The sequence below is a fragment of the Asticcacaulis aquihabitans genome, assembly GCF_032490435.1.
Taxonomy (GTDB): Bacteria; Pseudomonadota; Alphaproteobacteria; order Caulobacterales; family Caulobacteraceae; genus Asticcacaulis.
The window spans coordinates 741876-757900 of the sequence record NZ_JAVGWM010000003.1; the positions used below are offsets into that span (position 1 = coordinate 741876).

Genomic DNA, 16025 nt, shown 5'->3' on the forward strand with positions numbered 1-16025 from the left:
GAGCCACGATAGCGCAGGCTGGTGCGAACATTGTTTCTATTGTATCCCAATATTGCGGCACAATGGAAACAAGTGGCGTGTTTTTGAGCTTATGAGGAAACAAATGGATCGGTTCGATGAAGCCATACTGCGAGCGCTAGAAGTCGATGGCCGCCTGTCCTTCGCGGAACTGGGCGAGCGCACGGGGCTGTCGAAATCACCGTGCTGGAAGCGGGTTCAGGCGCTTGAAACGTCCGGCGTCATCCGTGGCTACCGCGCCGACCTGGATCCGTCAGCGCTGGGCCTGTCGACATTGGCCTTCGTGCAGGTGACCGTCGCGTTCGACCGGCACGAGGCGTTCGAGCAGGCCGTCGCGGCGCATCCCGCTGTGCTCGGCTGTCACGCGACGGTGGGCGCTACGGACTATCTGTTGCGGGTCGTCATGCCATCGATGACGGCGCTCGATGACTTCTTGCGCCAGAGCCTGTGGCGGCTGCCTGGTGTCGAGCGGTTCACGACCACCTTGGCCATGCGTACAATCAAGGAGAATGGTGCGCTAATGCCGAACCTGTAAGGCGGTTTCAATCGCCTGTTCAGCAAGGGGCACCATGGCAGCGTAGGCGGCATCGTTCGGATGGATACCGTCGGTGGTGTAGTCGGCGCGGAGCAGGCCCTTGTCGTCGCGCAGCACTGGGCCGTAATCGATCAGAGCATAGCCGTGGTCGGCGCAAAAGCCGGATAGCCAGGCATTCAGCCACGCGATCCGTTCGGGGCGCCTCTCTTGCAGCATGGTGGCGGCATTGGGCGTGTAGTTGTTGAGCGGCATGAGGCGTGTGAAGATCGGCCTGATGCCGTTGGCGACGGCGATTTCAGCCATGGCACGATAATTGGCGGCGATCTGCGCTTCGGTTTCGACCTGAAGCACGCCCTGTACGTCATTGATGCCAACCAGAATGACCACGGCCTTCGGTTTGAGCGCGACGACATCGGCATGGAAGCGTACCAGCAACTGCGGGCTGACCTGGCCGCCGATACCGCGATTGATGTAGGGCTTGCCAGGAAAAAACCGGGCAAGGTTCCAGCGGTCGGTGATGGAATCGCCGATAAAGACAACGCGCGATTCGCTGGGGGCCGGCGGGGGCAGGGCGGCGTTCTGTGCGGCGTAGATATATTGTTCGCCGAAGTCTTCTCCCATCTTGGCGACGATCTTGGCGCGATAGGGCCCAAGCCATTGGCCCCAGTCTTTCTCCACCGCGTCGATGCGCGGCGAGGAACTCCGATAGTCGTCGGCCAGGGCCGGCCCGGCGACGATCAGGACGGAGAACAGAAGCAGCCATCGCATCATGCTTTGTAGATGTCCGGATTATAGCGTTCCATCAGCGTTTCCGGAAACAGCGGCGGATGGAAGCCGAATTTTGCATAGAGCGGGTGTTTGTCGCGTGTCGCCAGGGTGAAGCGGCGCAGCCCTTGCAGATCGGGATGAGCGAACACCGCCGTCAGCAAGCGCGTCGCATAGCCGTTGCCGCGGAACTCCGGCACCGTGAAGACATCGACGAGATTGGCGAAGGTGGCATAGTCGGAAATCACGCGCGCGAAGGCGATCTGCTCGCCTTCGAGAAAGCCGGCAAAGCAAAGGGCATTCCGCATCGCCCTGTCAAACAGGTCGCGCGGAATGCCCTGAGCCCAGTTGGATTGCACGTCGAGGAAACGATAGACAGCGGCAAAATCAATTTTCGCCGGGTCCGTAGTGACCTCGAAACGCAGCATTATTGGGCGTTCGCGAAATGAGTACCGACACCGAAGGTCTGAGCGTCAAGGCGGACCTGAACGGTTTGGACGATATCGGTGGCCGATGTCGCCAGCATGACCTTGTAGTAGCCTTCCGCGACCTTCCAGCTCTTGCTGGCCGGATCATAGGTGGCGACCATGCGCGGATCGACAGTGAGCGTCACCGTGCGCGACTCGCCGGGTTTCAGGTCGACCTTGAGGAAGGTGGCCAGGCGCTTCGGCGCTTCCCAGCCGCTGTCTTCGACCGGTGACACATAGACCTGGGCGACGTCCTTGCCTTCGACCGCGCCGGTGTTCTTGACGTTGAAGCTGGCGATGAAGGATTGGCCCTTGGCTTCGGCGACCAGGCTGCCGAGCTGGAAGGTGGTGTAGGACAGGCCGTGGCCAAAGGGGAAGAGCGGCTTCAGGCCCTTCTTGTCGAACCACTTATAGCCGATGGCGGCGCCATCGATGTTATAGTCGCTCACCGGGTGCGAATCGGCATCCAGCTTGGGATCGCCTTCCAGCTTAGGACGCGGTGTCTGGTCGATCGAGGCCGGGAAGGTGGCCGGCAGGTGGCCGGACGGATTGACCTCGCCGGTGAGGACACGCGCGATAGCTTCGCCGCCTGATGTGCCGGGGTACCAGGCTTCGACGACAGCGCCGACGTTTTTCAACCACGGCATCACGACCGGGCCGCCGGTTTGCAGCACGACGACGGTCTTCTTGTTGGCCTTGGCGACGGTGGAAATCAACGCGTCCTGGCCGTTGGGCAGGTTGAGGTCCGGCACGTCAAATGATTCGCCGGTCCATTGTTCGCCAAAAACGATGACGACATCGGCCTTCTTGGCTGCAGCGGCAGCGGCCTTAAGGTCCTTGCCGTCGAGATAGGTGACGGTGGCGCTGGTGCGGGCCTGAATACCCTTCATCGGCGACGACGGGTAATAGGTCTTGGGGCCAGGGAAGCCGTTCGGTGCGAATTCATCCGGCACCGGCGAACCGCCGACCGGATAGACTTGGGAAGAGCCGCCGCCTGACAGGACGCCGACATCGGCGTGTGAACCGACGATCAGGATGGAACGGGCGGTCCTGGACAGGGGCAGGAGGCCCGGCGTGTTTTTCAGCAGGACGATCGATTCTTCGGCATCGGTTTGGCTGATCTTCCCATTCTTGACGAAGTCGATGCGTGAGGACTGGTCACCCTTCACCGGATTGTCGAACAGGCCGACCGAGAACATGCCCCACAGAACGCGGCGCGCCATGTCGTTGGCGCGAGCTTCGGAAACGTAACCGTTGTTGACGGCTTCGCGCAGGGCGCCGTCGAAATAGGGCGAGCGGTCGAAGGCCCAGCCCGATTGCTGGTCCAGGCCCTGATTGGCCGCCTGGGTGGTTGAGTGGGTCGCGCCCCAGTCGGACATGACATAGCCCTTGAAGCCCCAATCGGTCTTCAAGACATCATTGAGCAGCCAGTTGTTTTCGCAGGCGTAGAAGCCATTGACGCGATTATAGGCGCACATCACCGAACCGGGCTGGCCGATTTCATTGGCGATTTGGAAGGCCAGCAGATCGGACTCACGCGCCGCCTTGTCGGAAATCTGGTGGTCCATCTGGTTGCGGTTGGTTTCCTGACCATTGAAGGCAAAGTGCTTCATGGTCGAGATGACGTTATTGGACTGGATCCCCTTGATTTCATTGCCAGTGATGACGCCAGCCAGCAGTGGATCTTCGCCGCCATATTCGAAGTTGCGGCCGTTGCGCGCTTCACGCAGCAGGTTCATGCCGCCAGCCAGTTGCACGTTGAAGCCGGACAGGAAGGCTTCGTTGCCGATCATAGCGCCGCCGGCATAGGCGACCGCGGGATTCCATGTCGCGGCCGTGGCGACGCCGGACGGCAGGGCGGTGCGGCCACGCGGATTGGGCGAACGCTGGGTGGCGACGCCGACACCGGCGTCGGTCTGCCATTGGTTAGGGATGCCCAGACGCGGAATACCCGGAACGAAACCCGCCGAGTCGGGCAGGCCTTCCTTCGGGAAGACGTAGTTCTTGATGGGGGTTACTTGCCAGGTTTGGTTGGTCGAGAAATAACCGAAGGTCAGCTGAAGCTTTTCGGCCAGCGTCATTTCCTTCAGGATCAAGTCGGCGCGCACGGACGGATCGAGACTGGCGTCCATCCAGGGACGATCCTTTGGCACCTCCGTCTTGGCGGCGGCTACGGCTGGCGCGTTATTGGTGGCCTGAGCAAAGGCGACAGGTGACAGGGCGAGGGCGCCTATAAGGGCGGTCGTTCCGGCGAGGTGCGCCAGAAAGCGGTATGAGGTCATAAAGGTATCTCCCAAGTATGTTGCGTCAGGGCGCCTTGGTGGCGCCGCGTATTATTGCGGCCTGAGGCCGTACTGGCTTGCGTCGTTTATAGACGAAAAGCGTCTCGGCCAAAGCAAAAAATACGCCGCAATGACACAGTCGAGAGCGGGAGCGGTTCCAGCAGTGGTTTATACGGCGAGAGGCCGCACACGCCTGGCACTATGGAATATTGCGCGGCAGGTCCTTGAGGTTATAGCCCGGTCCGAAGTCAAGAATGAAGACGGGGCCGAGCGCCACTGTCTGCGCGCCGGTGGCCAGTTGCAAGCTGGCGCCCGCTGTCCCGGCCGGATAGTCCTGGGTCGCCGTTCCGGTGACATAATGCAGCCGCCAGTCAGGGGTGAGGGTCAAGGTCTGCGTACCGATCTTGGTATAGGGCGCGGCGGTTTGCTGGATGACGGCGGGAACGGTGATGGTGCCTGGTGTGACAGCTTTCGCCCACACGGCCAGCAAGATGACATCGCCCTTCTGGATTGGCTTGGACGTCAGTGCGCCCACCTGAATGTCCCACGGGTTGGCACCGATGCCCGCCGACGACACTTGGAAAGCCGAGCCGCCATTGACGGCCGTGTCCTTCACCATCTGATGCTTTTCACCTGTGCCATAGACGCCCCACTGGTCGGCGGCAGGGTGGTTCACCATCCGGCTGGCGATATCGACGGCGGCTTCGGCGTGCGACGCAGCCACAATGGCAAAGGCGGCGAGGGCGGCGGTCACAAAGCGCATCATCGGTCAGGCTCCCATTACATTTCGACATGTATTTTGTCGTCCTATGTCCGATGAAACAGACCTGTCGTCAAGTTCTTGCGCTTATCGCGAAAAGGCATAGTCTGCGGCGCGAATTTAACGGAAGACTACGCATGACCGCTGCACATACCGCCGCTTCGCCCGCCCAGACAGCGAGCATGGACCCCAAGGATGTCCAGCGTGTCATCATCGGCCTGATGATGGTGATGCTCCTCGCGGCGCTCGACCAGACCATCGTGTCAACGGCCTTGCCCACAATCGGCCGTGAACTGGGCGATATCGAGCATCTGCCGTGGATCGTAACGGCCTATCTGCTGTCGTCGACGGTGGTGACGCCGCTCTACGGCAAGCTGGCGGATATTGTCGGGCGGCGAACCACCTTGCTGATGGCCATCGCCATATTCCTGGCCGGGTCGGCGTTGTGCGGGTTGGCTAACAACATGTACCTGCTGATCGCGGCGCGCGCGGTGCAGGGGCTTGGCGGCGGCGGTCTGATGTCACTGGTCCAGACGGTCATTTCAGATGTCGTGACCATGAAGGAACGCGGGCGTTTGCAAGGCTATTTCGCCGCTGTCTTCACGGCATCGAGCCTGGGCGGACCGGTTCTGGGCGGTTTTATCGCTGAAAAATTCCATTGGTCGGCTATCTTTTGGATAAACCTGCCCTTTGGCGCCTTGGCTCTGTGGATTGTGTTCAAGGCCCTCCTCAAGCTGCCACGCTATGAACGTCCGCACAAACTGGACGTATTCGGCGCAGCCTTGATGGCGGTTGCCGCCCTGTGCGTCATGCTGGCGCTCAATACGCATGGTGGCGCGATCTACGGTGTTCCGGTATGGGCCTTCTATGTTGCATCTGTTGTCTTATGGCTATTGTTCGCGCTTCGCCTGCGCCTGGCGCCGGAACCGCTGATCCCTACCGATGTGCTAAAGAACGGCATTGTCCTGCGCGCCACTCTTATGTCTACCCTCGCCATGGGCGTCATGATGGGCATCGGTATCTACCTGCCTATCTTTTTACAGATCGTCTATCATTTGGGCGCGACCCAGACCGGGCTGGCGCTTGTGCCGATGAGTCTGGGCGTTGTAGCTGGCTCAATCGGCGCAGGGCGGTATATTTCGTTCACCAAAGGGCAGAAATACAAACTGATGCCGATGATCGGTCTACCGGTCGCCGCCTGTGTCTACGCCGTACTGGCCGTTTTCCCCGACCGGCTGCCGCTTTGGGGATTCGAATGTCTGTTGGTGGTTGCCAGCGCAGGGCTGGGCACCGTCATGTCCGTCAGCATCGTCGCCATCCAAAACGTGGTCGAACGTCACCAGATGGGCACCGCGACCGGCATGATGAATTTTTTCCGCTCCTTGGGCGGTGCGCTGCTGGTGGCGGCCTTTGGCGCGATACTGTTCGGGCAGGTCTTCGGCCTGATGGGCAGTGAGGCCAGCGCCGGCCTAACACCACAGGTTCTGGACCATCTCAAGCTCGTTGATCACGCAGCGCTGATTTTTCGGCCTCTATTCGGGTGCGGGGCGGCCGGCCTGTGTCTGGCCGCCATTACCTTGTGGAGCATGGAGGAGCGGCCCATCAGGGGACGCGAGCCAGGCATAGCAAAAATTATCGAGGAATCGCTTCCCGAAGCCATTTTGGAAGACGCGGATTTTTCCAAAAAGCCCTGATTCCGGTCAGGTACGGATCAGCGCCTTACCAGGGTTATGGCCTTTTCCGGGCAGGCCGAGACGCACAGACCGCACGCCCGGCAGGCATCGGCGTTAACGGCGAAGGCCTGTTTCCATCCGTGCATGAAACCTTTTAGGCGTGCCATTGTTCCCAGGCCTGTCCGGTGTTCCGGCGGCAGGATGTCCAGTTCAAAGACATTGTAAGGGCAGATGACGACGCAATCGCCCTTACCTTCACAGCGTGTCCGATTGATCTGCGGTGTAAATACACCAGCATCCTGTTTGCATTTGTCCACGGAAATAGCCATTTTGCGAAGCGTTTTTTATCAAAATTTATATGCCTTTAATCGTTTCGCCGTACGGTCATTGGCAATCTACAGCGTACAGAGCTTAGGCAAAATGCCATAGCTTTTTTTGACCAGAAGGTTCGCTTATGAACGCGCGTACGGCGTCCTACGCCAAATCGAATAATCAAACCCAACGCGATGTTCGTAACCTCGCCAATCTCGGTGAAACGGCCTCTACCAGCCGTGTGCTCAACCTGTCCCAGATTTTTAACGTGGCCGGCCGGACGCCCGGTTATACGTCCGCGCCATTTTTCAGGAATTCTCAGCTCAACAAGGCCCTGTTGATCAAGCATACCCTGCGCGCCACCGAACGCGAGTTGTTCAGCCGTCCGCGGCGCACTGCGACCAAGATTATTATGCCATTCGACGCCGGCGACCTGCGTCTGGGGGGACGTTCGATCTTCGTCAACCAGATCGGGTTCAACACCTTCGTTAACAGCTATTTCAACAGTTCGGACCTGGCGTCCAATACCGATCTGCAAATCCTTCAACATCTCGACGAAATTCCCTCCCTCGATCCATTTCTAGTGCGCGAGCATCTCGCGCGGTTCAATTTTCGTCCTGATCCGTGCTATCTGAAAATTTCACCTCATGATCTGAATGAGATGATCGGCTTTGCCAATGCCGAGATTGAGCACTTGGTCATGACCGCGTTTGGCAAGGGCATGGAACAGGCGGCGTTGAAGCTGACCTCCAAGATATTGGCTAATAATCTCGACAGTGATCTTGAGCCCCTCAAGCAGACCTTCCGTATGAACGACGAGGATTTTTCCGAAGGCATGTTCTCGTGGCGCGGCTTCCTGTATTTCAAATGGCGGCAGACCCAGCTTCAAGCGGATATCAAGCAGGTTGTGGACGGGCTGCATAGCTATAAGACTATTGGTCCGGCAGAAGCGGGAACGCGTGAATACCTGGCCGAGGTCCGGCCGCGTCTGGCCAAAAAGATCATTGCCTCTATCGTTTCGACGCGAAAGACCTTGCGTGTCTATGATGAAGCCTATGCCGCCCTGACGCAGGGCGCCGATGCGGCACCGTTTCGCAAGTTCCTGATGAATGGTCCCTCCATGTTCTTCGAACTGGGCGAGAGCATCGGCATATTGTCGCATATCGGCTCGTTCTGGAGTTACCGGATGGGCGCCCGCATGGCGCATCTGCGCCTGTCGCCGGCTGAGTTTGCCGATATCCTGGTCGATTTCGAGGACAGCCTGATAAATGTGGATTTGCCGTCGGCCGCTTCGACCGCGTTGCAGCTCTAAATCTTACCCAGGCCCGCGGCCTTTTGCGCCGTGCAGGCGAATATAGATGTGCGGAACAGGGAATACGCCTTGAGTTAGGCAGTGTGCGGGCCTATTATAGAAAATGGCGGGTCTTGCTGCGGCTCGCGTGGCGATCACCAATCCTTCTGACCTTAATCACTTAGAACGGGGACTGTCCCTGGACTGGACCGTGGTCCTAACTACATGGTTCCCACCTGACTAGTCAGGTCTGAGAGGATTTAAACGCATCGACACGGTTCTATTGCGGCGCCGCCACCCTATCCCTGCCGCCCAGGATGTTTCTTCGGCCGGTTTTTTGCCTGCGCGATTCCGGATGTAAATTTTACGCCAGCTTTGCTAAGTCAGAGCGACTGCCCGGAGAGTTGAATGCTCATAGCCGAACAGAAGCCGTTATTGCGGAATGAAATGAAGCGCCGACGCGCCGCCTTGGCCCAGGCGTCTCCCTTGGCCGGCGATGTTTTGGCTGAAATGGCCTCGGACACCCTGGATGCCCATGCGGGATGGCCGGATGCCGACGCGGTTGTCGCAGGCTATTGGCCTATCCAAAGCGAGATGAATCCGTTTCCCTTGATGCAGGCCTATGAGTCGCGCGGCTACGGGTTGGCCTTGCCCTGTTTGGTTCCGGACGGAGACGCCTACAGCATGATCTTCCGCCACTTCAGGCTGGGAGACGTACTGGTCGCCGGTCCATTCGATATTCATCAACCGGTGGACAGTGCCGACGAGATATTGCCGGATGTCGTGCTCCTGCCCTTGCTGGCCTTTGATGCTCAGGGCTGGCGTTTGGGCTACGGCGGCGGCTACTATGACCGTGCCCTGGCGCAGTTGCGTGCGAAAAAGACCGTCAAGGGTTATGGAATCGCCTTTTCCGATCAGCAACTTGCCGAAATACCGTTTGAAGTGCATGATCAGCCACTCGATGGTATTTTCACCGAAAAGGGCATAATTCAGGTATGCTCGACGGTTTAGCCTCCACCTTGAGCGGGGCTTAGATTTGGATTTTTTATGCGTTTTGCTTTTTTTGGTGACGTGGTGGGCCGCGCTGGGCGCGATGCCCTGAGCGAACACCTGCCGGGTCTAAAGCGTAGGCTTGACCTCGAATTCGTCATCGTCAACGCGGAAAATGCCTCGGCAGGCTTTGGCGTTTCGGAAAATTCCGCCCGTCAGCTGTTCGACGCCGGTGCCGATTGCCTGACTTTGGGCAACCATTCCTGGGATCAGAAAGAGGCGCTGACCTATATCGTGCGCGAACCGCGGCTGATTCGCCCGATCAACTATCCGCCCCTGGCCGACGCGCCGGGCCGCGGGGCGAATCTGTTCGAAACTGCCTCGGGCAAGCGTATCCTGGTTATGAACGTGCTGGGCCTGGTTCATATGGCATCCATGGACGATCCGTTCGGTGCGGTCGACAAACAGCTGGAGGCCTGTCCGCTTGGGCTCGCCGCCGACGCCATCGTCGTCGACATGCATGCGGAAGCGACGTCGGAAAAGATGGCCATGGGGCATTTCTGCGACGGTCGGGCCACCCTGGTCATCGGCACCCATACCCATGTACCGACCGCTGACACCCAAATACTGCCGGCCGGCACCGCGTACCAGACCGATGCCGGCGCTTGCGCCGACTATGACAGCGTCATCGGTATGGACAAGGAAGAGCCATTGCGTCGGTTCACGACTCGGATCGGCAAGGAACGCTACAAGCCAGCCTCCGGTCCGGCGACGATTTGCGGTGTCTATGTCGAGAGCGACGACCGCACGGGATTGGCGACGCGTATCGAACCGATCCGTATCGGGGGACGGCTGAGCCAGGTCATTCCGCGGTCTGTGCAAGAGGCCGCCTTGACGAGTCTTTGAACGGCACGTTAAAAGCCGCTCATCTGTCGTAAGCCTGTTTTACGGCGAGTCTTATTGATCATGCAGGACGGTAGTGTGGCCGCAGGCCGAAGACCTGACCTGTGAGGGAGTTTTCATGGCCGGCCATAGTAAATTCAAGAATATCATGCACAAGAAGGGCCGCGCCGATGCCGCGCGGTCCAAGCTGTTTTCCAAGCTGTCGCGTGACATCACCATCGCAGCCAAGATGGGCATGCCTGATCCGGCGATGAATTCGCGTCTGCGCCTGGCCGTATCGATGGCCAAGGCCGAATCCATGCCGAAAGATAATATCGAACGCGCCATCAAGAAGGGGGCGTCCGGCGAAGCCGACAACATGGAAGAAATCCGCTATGAAGGTCGCGGCCCCGGCGGTATTGGCCTGATCGTCGAAACCTTGACCGACAACCGCAACCGGACCGCTGGTAATGTCCGTTCCTTTTTCACCAAGTTCGGCGGACAACTGTCGGATACCGGTTCGGTCAGCTTCATGTTCGATCGCCTGGGTGAAATCAAGTATCCGCTGAAGGCTGGCGATGCCGACACCATCATGGAAGCAGCCATCGAGGCGGGCGCGCAGGATGTGGAGACCGATGACGATCCGGAAGATGGCGGTCATACCATCTATACGGCCTTCGAAGACCTCAATGAGGTGGCGGAAAGCCTGACCAAGTCTCTGGGCGATCCGAAATCCACCGGTTTCGTGTGGAAGCCGCAAGCTCTGACGCCGATCACCGGCGACCCGGTTCGCACCTTGATGAAGCTCATCGACGCGCTGAACGACGATGACGACGTCCAGAACGTTTATGGCAATTTCGACATCTCGGACGAAGATCTGGAAGCCTTAGGATAGTTCTATAAAAAGTTGCGAAAAATATCCTGATTGTGTACGCAGTCAGGGTATTTTTTTATTATTGGGGGCACGACATGCAAGGTACCGTACTTACGTTTCAATCGGAGACCAATACAGGGTTGATCAGCGGCCATAACGGTGAACGCTATACGTTCAGCCTGATTGAGTGGCAGTCGCGCGACAAGGCGCCGCGCGAAGGGATGGTGGTCGATTTCGAGATCGACGACAAGAGCGCCAAGCAAATCATCGTCATGAAGGCGGCGCGGTCGGGCAATAAATCCCGCGTTACCGCGCTTCTGCTGGCTTTCTTCCTCGGGGGCGTGGGCGCGCACAAATTCTATCTCGGCCAGACGGTTTGGGGTATTATCTACCTGCTGTTCTTCTGGACCTGCGTTCCGGCGTTTGTCGCTTTCATTGAATTCCTTATCCTGGTGTTCAGCAGCGACGCAGCGTTCGACGCGAAATACAACAACGCCTGATCAGTCTGTTGTCTGTTATGAGCGTGTCGGATCGGTAACGTGTGGTCCGACATTGCTCGCGCGAACGGATTCAAGACTTTGCTTATTCACGGGACTGTGCGATTATCGCCGTTAACCATGTATTAGCACCTGGAAGGTGGGGGACTAGATGAAACGGTCGATCGTTATTTTGGCGGGACTCGGCGTCATTGGCGTGAGCCTAAGCGGTTGCGAAAGCTATTATGATCAGCGCTATCGCACCAGCTATGTCGATGTGCGGACCCAAAAGGAAAAGGCCGACCAGTGCGTTGCCGCGTTTGAACCGGATGGCAAGGCGCCGCAGGTCATGACCTATGATTCCAACACCAAGACGGAAGTTCACGTCAATCAGGATGGCCGTCGCGTCGATGTTACCGCTCAGAATGCCCAGGACAATACCTCGCTCGGCATGGGCGGCAAGGTCGGCGGCAGAATTCCAGATGCCTGCACCGATGCCGATCCCAATCCGCTGCCGGCCATTCGCAAGCGTCCCAACCAGCGTCAGAGCTGGGATCATAAGTAAAAGGTTTTCGAACCAAAACGTTAGAAACCCGGATGGCGACATCCGGGTTTTTTGGTTTCACCGCGCATAACAAAAAGCCCCGAACGGTTTACCGGCCGGGGCTTTAATCAAAGCAAATCTTTTTCACGGTTTCGCGGGGTTGCCGGAATTGAGCGCCGTATAAGCTTTAGGCCCGTCGGCGGATGCGACATTGACGCGTGGCCAGTATTGATCGAACAGGTATTGATCTTCGGCATCGCCGGGCACATCGAATTCTGAACCTTTGTACCAAGGCGTACAGGTCCTCTCCGACGGGTCGATAGCGCCCCATTTTAATGTGGGGCACCCGGCACCATTCGGATCGACCTGATTATCGACGGCACGAACGTCACCGCGGCTTGAGGCCAGAATACCGGCCGTGCGAACATTCGCGATCTTGTTTCGGCCGATAAACGCGGTGCCGCGATCGACATTGATGCCGATTTCACGCGAAATGATGGTGTTTTCGATGATCCGCGTACGATTTAGTGATGACTGGACGCCATGATCGCTGCGGGAAATCAGGGTGTGAGACAGCAGCGCCTCACCTGCGCCGTCAAGGTGGATGCCTTCGGCGAAGTACAACACCTTCATATCATTCATGGTTAGGATCGACCCGGCGCTGTCCAGGCGAATATCGAGGCCGATGGCGCCGTCACCCCGTTCAAAGCCATGCCAGTCGGCGAGTTGTTGAACGCTGACGCCCAGAATGGAGGAATCGCCCGCCAGAACGGCGTATAGACCGCCAGCCGTCGTAGCGATTTCCGAATTCTCGGCATAGAGGGCCGCATTATTGACCGCGACGGCGACCGAACGCGTCTTGGCGATGACATGGGTCGCCTCGATCAGGTTCAGACGCCCGCCGGACTGATGCACGGCGGCATTATTACCCTGATAGCGGATTTGCGAGTTCTGAATAGTCAGTTCACCGCCCGCACCTTCGACGCACGCGGCTTCTTCGCCGCGTGGACTGGAGAAATAGACGTCTTTCAGAATGACCTTGTCGGCCTGGGGCGAAATGCGCAGGCAGTTCTGGCCGGTCGGTGCGACCAAGACCGGAATTTGTTGAGGGCCATACCCTTGGCCCACAATTGTGATAGAGCGCTTAATATCGAGGCTGGCGACACAGGAGCGGTTCTTGGCCTTCAAATACAGCACGCCGCCGGACCGGATGCTGTCGGCCACGCGTTCGACATAGCCCGCGCTGGCGCGGTCGCAATCGATCACGGCATCATAGCGATTGCCGCGATAGCCATAATACCGGCCATCGTTGCGATAGTGGCGTTGACCGCCACAGGACCGGAGTTGCGCGTCAAGCAGCATGCCGAAGCACGGACGAATGGTGGCGTTGACCCGGGCGGCATTATTGCTCTGATAGCCGTCGGCGGCTGCGGTTTGCGGCAGGGCGACGGTCAGCAATAATGCCGCGAGGCCGAGACCGAGGGCCTCACCCCTTGAATTGTCTTGACGGTCTTTACGCATCCACATGCTTGTTTTCCTTGGATCCCGGACAGCCCTCAGGACGGCCCGACAAACTCTGCTTCCAGAACATTCCCCACCACTTCAATCGGAAGAACGCTTTAGACTTTTGTTTTACGCGTTTGCCGGAAAGCGCGTCGCGCCTTCCGTAAAAACGCTTTAGCTTTCAGGCGTACGCGAAACCTGGGCCAGAACGGCCTGGAGGCGACCGGCCGACGGCTTGAAGCCGGCCAAAGCCGCGTCAAGCTGCATCACGACGGCTTCCGCCTTGTCCTGATCGGCCACGCCTTTAAGGCCGAGGTCGAAATAGGTGGACATGGCGTAGCGGGCTTCGGGCGATCCCTGCTTTTCGGCCTGCTGATACCAATAGAAGGCGCGGGCATAATCGACTTCGACGCCGACGCCTTCGGAATACATGACGGCAAGGACTAGTTGCGAGCGCGAATCGCCGTTGACCGCTGCCATTTGAATGGCGCGCAGGGCATCGGTGTCAGTAAAGCGTTCACCGCCAGGACGACCCGTCATGTTACGCAAGCCGGCAATGGTCTGCTTCGGCACTTCGTCGGGTGACAGACACGCCTCGTGCAACAGATTGAGGTAATCGAGGGCGCGCACGACATGAATGAACGGCAGTTCGCGCAGCCGTGACAAGGCGTAGGAAGCGCCATCGTCTGGACGGCTTTCATCCGAATGCGGCACGCCGCCGCCAGGCGCCTCGGGCGGATAGAATTCATACGGCGACACCCACCGGCGGGCCTTGGTTTCGACGAAGGAGGCATAACGGGCGCGCGACGGCGCCGACTTTTCGAAATCCTTCAGCAACACATAGGCGCCGACATCGCCGGTCTCCGAAGCCTTGTAATTATAGAGATAGGCATCGACATCCGACCGTTCGAACAGGGTGCGGACATTGGAGGCGCCGTAGCGCTGACCGCGCATCATGGCCCGTATGGCCTGAGGATTGTCGGCCGGTTCGCCCATCGGGCCGTACTGATCGTCGTACAGACGGCCCAGCGTGCGGAAGCCGTCGGCGCCCAGCGTCGATTGGATATAGATCACCCGGTCGCGCACCTTGTCGCGTTCGCCGGAATCCATCATAGATAGCTCATTGTCGAGCATACGGTAAGCGCGTTCGCGTTCGAAGGCGCGGCATTTGTCGTAACGCGACGCCAGTACACCGCCGCGCGGGTCCATGGCGCGGCTCATGGGGGCGTAGCCCTGCTGGTTGGCGAGCGCCATGACCAGCCAGACCGAAGATTCGATGTGGTCTTCCAGGTTTTTATCGCTGGCGTCTGTCGCGGCGTAGCGATTGGCCAGTTCGAGCTGGGCGAAGAAATCGTTGGCAAAGGCGAGGTGGCGGTAATAGCGGACTTCGCGTTCCTGGCCATTGAAGCCCTGCGTCTGGAAGGGCGCAGGCGGGCGAGGGCAGGCGTAATTGCCGTCAATACCCGCTTTTCGGCCGTTCAGCCAAGGCAAGTCGCGGACATCGCAACCCGACAGGGAGACTGCGGCGCAGAGACCAGCCGCCATCGCCGCCCATGATCGCATGGGCGCCTTCTGGCTTTTAAAGACCTTCCCAACAGCCCCCCCAAGGGTGCGCCAGGCGGATCCGGTCTGATCACATTCTGACATCAGGTATCGCTCCGACAATGTCGGCAAAAATATGGTTAATACGATTACTGTTAAGGATTATGAAGACTGTCAAGCTTTGGCCCCCCGAACACCTGCATGCAGAACTAAATCTCGATAAGCGTTGCCAGATTGTCGCGTTGAATAAACGCGAAAGCCCCTCGTAACCCATACCCCGTGCCAATCGAACGCGCACGTTTGTATCATGCGTCAAAAGCAGTGGCTTGGCCAGAGAAAAGTGTTAATAAAGCCGCCCTTGCCGTCGCTTTCGCGCCCGTTTCCCGCCATGCGTGCCAAAGCGCGCACCATCGCCGGACGAATACGCCTGTCGGGCGAATATCAGGAGACAATAGTGAGCTATATGGTTAATTCACCCTCGACAATGCTGTCCAAAGGCGAAAAATATCAAGAAGTTATAAGGGACGTTCTGGCGGTTCTGGATGGTGAGCCGGATGTGACCGCCCGCATGGCCACGTGCGTCAGTCTGCTCAACCAAGCCTTCGAAGCCTGGTTCTGGACGGGATTTTACGTTGTGGACAAGGTTAAGAAAGCAGCCGGCACGGACGAACTGGTTGTTGGACCTTATAATGGAACGCTCGGGTGCCTGCGCATCGCTTTTGGGCGCGGCGTTTGCGGTGCTGCGGCTGCGACGCGGACAACGCAAGTTGTGCCCGACGTTCATCAATTCAGCGACCATATTGCCTGCGATTCGCGGTCCAACTCCGAAATTGTCGTGCCGGTATTCGACAAGGCGGGGGAGTTGATCGCTGTGTTCGATTCCGATTCCGAAAGCTTCGGCACCTATGACGATGAAGACGCTACCCATCTCGAAAAGCTGATGGCGGCCGTTTTCTCCATTTGAGTTTTCTGCGGGTTCTTTACCTATCTATTGGACCCGTTGTTTAGGGCAGGTAAAACAATCGTGGCGCAAAGCCGTTTCGTCTTGAGCTTTTCCGGCTTAACGGCTAAACCCCTGCGACCTCAAGACATTGCATTTTATGAAGGGCGC

16 protein-coding genes are annotated in these 16025 nt (G+C 58.4%); 9 read left to right on the plus strand and 7 right to left on the minus strand.

All coding sequences use genetic code 11. The features are described from left to right. The first annotated feature begins 103 nt into the window (after positions 1 to 103). Positions 104 to 553: an Lrp/AsnC family transcriptional regulator gene (locus RCJ00_RS14090; RefSeq protein ID WP_316222711.1), complete on the plus strand. Its 450-nt coding sequence runs from the start codon at positions 104 to 106 to the stop codon at positions 551 to 553. Here RCJ00_RS14090 and RCJ00_RS14095 read toward each other — a convergent pair. The 4 genes from RCJ00_RS14095 to RCJ00_RS14110 form a co-directional block, all read right to left on the minus strand. Beyond that, complete coding sequence (locus RCJ00_RS14095) at positions 536 to 1324, minus strand: GDSL-type esterase/lipase family protein (protein WP_316222712.1); 789 nt, start codon at positions 1322 to 1324, stop codon at positions 536 to 538. The genes RCJ00_RS14090 and RCJ00_RS14095 overlap by 18 nt on opposite strands. Further along, the gene (locus tag RCJ00_RS14100) at positions 1321 to 1746 is read right to left on the minus strand and encodes a GNAT family N-acetyltransferase (RefSeq protein ID WP_316222713.1); all 426 of its coding nucleotides are present in this window, start codon (positions 1744 to 1746) and stop codon (positions 1321 to 1323) included. The genes RCJ00_RS14095 and RCJ00_RS14100 overlap by 4 nt, the downstream gene beginning before the upstream one ends. Further along, positions 1746 to 4067 carry a glycoside hydrolase family 3 C-terminal domain-containing protein gene (locus RCJ00_RS14105; RefSeq protein ID WP_316222715.1) on the minus strand — a complete coding sequence of 774 codons (2322 nt, stop codon included), beginning with the start codon at positions 4065 to 4067 and terminating at the stop codon, positions 1746 to 1748. Before RCJ00_RS14105 ends, RCJ00_RS14100 begins: the two co-directional genes overlap by 1 nt. 199 nt (positions 4068 to 4266) lie before the next feature. After that, a complete protein-coding gene (locus RCJ00_RS14110; protein WP_316222716.1) occupies positions 4267 to 4833 on the minus strand; it encodes a carbohydrate binding domain-containing protein in 567 nt (188 codons plus the stop codon). A 131-nt stretch (positions 4834 to 4964) separates the two neighbouring features. Here RCJ00_RS14110 and RCJ00_RS14115 point away from each other — a divergent pair, with 131 nt between their 5' ends. Then, positions 4965 to 6521: an MDR family MFS transporter gene (locus tag RCJ00_RS14115; RefSeq protein ID WP_316222717.1), complete on the plus strand. Its 1557-nt coding sequence runs from the start codon at positions 4965 to 4967 to the stop codon at positions 6519 to 6521. Between the two features lie 17 nt (positions 6522 to 6538). On the opposite strand, the gene RCJ00_RS14120 is transcribed toward RCJ00_RS14115, so the two are convergent. Further along, positions 6539 to 6817, minus strand: coding sequence for a 4Fe-4S dicluster domain-containing protein (locus RCJ00_RS14120; RefSeq protein ID WP_316222718.1), 279 nt, complete (start codon positions 6815 to 6817; stop codon positions 6539 to 6541). Between the two features lie 137 nt (positions 6818 to 6954). Between RCJ00_RS14120 and RCJ00_RS14125 the strand changes: the two genes are divergently transcribed. The 6 genes from RCJ00_RS14125 (at position 6955) to RCJ00_RS14150 (ending at position 11890) form a co-directional block, all read left to right on the plus strand. Further along, positions 6955 to 8124 (plus strand): hypothetical protein, encoded by a 1170-nt coding sequence (locus RCJ00_RS14125; RefSeq protein ID WP_316222719.1) that lies wholly within the window; start codon positions 6955 to 6957, stop codon positions 8122 to 8124. A 387-nt stretch (positions 8125 to 8511) separates the two neighbouring features. After that, positions 8512 to 9114, plus strand: a complete 603-nt coding sequence (locus RCJ00_RS14130; protein WP_316222720.1) for a 5-formyltetrahydrofolate cyclo-ligase — start codon at positions 8512 to 8514, stop codon at positions 9112 to 9114. Between the two features lie 36 nt (positions 9115 to 9150). Next, positions 9151 to 9999, plus strand: a complete 849-nt coding sequence (locus RCJ00_RS14135) for a TIGR00282 family metallophosphoesterase (RefSeq protein WP_316222721.1) — start codon at positions 9151 to 9153, stop codon at positions 9997 to 9999. 115 nt (positions 10000 to 10114) lie between these two features. Beyond that, positions 10115 to 10870, plus strand: coding sequence for a YebC/PmpR family DNA-binding transcriptional regulator (locus RCJ00_RS14140; protein ID WP_316222722.1), 756 nt, complete (start codon positions 10115 to 10117; stop codon positions 10868 to 10870). A gap of 74 nt (positions 10871 to 10944) precedes the next feature. Further along, the gene (locus RCJ00_RS14145) at positions 10945 to 11349 is read left to right on the plus strand and encodes a TM2 domain-containing protein (RefSeq protein WP_316222723.1); all 405 of its coding nucleotides are present in this window, start codon (positions 10945 to 10947) and stop codon (positions 11347 to 11349) included. A gap of 148 nt (positions 11350 to 11497) precedes the next feature. Next, a complete protein-coding gene (locus RCJ00_RS14150) occupies positions 11498 to 11890 on the plus strand; it encodes a hypothetical protein (RefSeq protein ID WP_316222724.1) in 393 nt (130 codons plus the stop codon). A 123-nt stretch (positions 11891 to 12013) separates the two neighbouring features. Here RCJ00_RS14150 and RCJ00_RS14155 read toward each other — a convergent pair whose 3' ends face one another. Beyond that, on the minus strand, positions 12014 to 13396 hold the full coding sequence (locus RCJ00_RS14155; RefSeq protein WP_316222726.1) for a right-handed parallel beta-helix repeat-containing protein: 1383 nt from the start codon (positions 13394 to 13396) through the stop codon (positions 12014 to 12016). A 150-nt stretch (positions 13397 to 13546) separates the two neighbouring features. Continuing rightward, positions 13547 to 15019 carry a tetratricopeptide repeat protein gene (locus RCJ00_RS14160; RefSeq protein ID WP_316222727.1) on the minus strand — a complete coding sequence of 491 codons (1473 nt, stop codon included), beginning with the start codon at positions 15017 to 15019 and terminating at the stop codon, positions 13547 to 13549. 358 nt (positions 15020 to 15377) lie between these two features. Between RCJ00_RS14160 and msrC the strand changes: the two genes are divergently transcribed. Beyond that, positions 15378 to 15878: a free L-methionine (R)-S-oxide reductase MsrC gene (gene msrC / locus RCJ00_RS14165; protein WP_316222804.1), complete on the plus strand. Its 501-nt coding sequence runs from the start codon at positions 15378 to 15380 to the stop codon at positions 15876 to 15878. The last annotated feature ends 147 nt before the right edge of the window (positions 15879 to 16025 follow it).

What these genes read in the sequence shown, in the direction of transcription:
- RCJ00_RS14090 (WP_316222711.1), top strand. Translation starts at nt 104, where the DNA reads ATGGATCGGTTCGATGAAGCCATACTGCGAGCGCTAGAAGTCGATGGC.
- RCJ00_RS14095 (WP_316222712.1), bottom strand. Translation starts at nt 1,324, where the DNA reads ATGATGCGATGGCTGCTTCTGTTCTCCGTCCTGATCGTCGCCGGGCCG.
- RCJ00_RS14100 (WP_316222713.1), bottom strand. Translation starts at nt 1,746, where the DNA reads ATGCTGCGTTTCGAGGTCACTACGGACCCGGCGAAAATTGATTTTGCC.
- RCJ00_RS14105 (WP_316222715.1), bottom strand. Translation starts at nt 4,067, where the DNA reads ATGACCTCATACCGCTTTCTGGCGCACCTCGCCGGAACGACCGCCCTT.
- RCJ00_RS14110 (WP_316222716.1), bottom strand. Translation starts at nt 4,833, where the DNA reads ATGATGCGCTTTGTGACCGCCGCCCTCGCCGCCTTTGCCATTGTGGCT.
- RCJ00_RS14115 (WP_316222717.1), top strand. Translation starts at nt 4,965, where the DNA reads ATGACCGCTGCACATACCGCCGCTTCGCCCGCCCAGACAGCGAGCATG.
- RCJ00_RS14125 (WP_316222719.1), top strand. Translation starts at nt 6,955, where the DNA reads ATGAACGCGCGTACGGCGTCCTACGCCAAATCGAATAATCAAACCCAA.
- RCJ00_RS14130 (WP_316222720.1), top strand. Translation starts at nt 8,512, where the DNA reads ATGCTCATAGCCGAACAGAAGCCGTTATTGCGGAATGAAATGAAGCGC.
- RCJ00_RS14135 (WP_316222721.1), top strand. Translation starts at nt 9,151, where the DNA reads ATGCGTTTTGCTTTTTTTGGTGACGTGGTGGGCCGCGCTGGGCGCGAT.
- RCJ00_RS14140 (WP_316222722.1), top strand. Translation starts at nt 10,115, where the DNA reads ATGGCCGGCCATAGTAAATTCAAGAATATCATGCACAAGAAGGGCCGC.
- RCJ00_RS14145 (WP_316222723.1), top strand. Translation starts at nt 10,945, where the DNA reads ATGCAAGGTACCGTACTTACGTTTCAATCGGAGACCAATACAGGGTTG.
- RCJ00_RS14150 (WP_316222724.1), top strand. Translation starts at nt 11,498, where the DNA reads ATGAAACGGTCGATCGTTATTTTGGCGGGACTCGGCGTCATTGGCGTG.
- RCJ00_RS14155 (WP_316222726.1), bottom strand. Translation starts at nt 13,396, where the DNA reads ATGTGGATGCGTAAAGACCGTCAAGACAATTCAAGGGGTGAGGCCCTC.
- RCJ00_RS14160 (WP_316222727.1), bottom strand. Translation starts at nt 15,019, where the DNA reads ATGTCAGAATGTGATCAGACCGGATCCGCCTGGCGCACCCTTGGGGGG.
- msrC (WP_316222804.1), top strand. Translation starts at nt 15,378, where the DNA reads ATGGTTAATTCACCCTCGACAATGCTGTCCAAAGGCGAAAAATATCAA.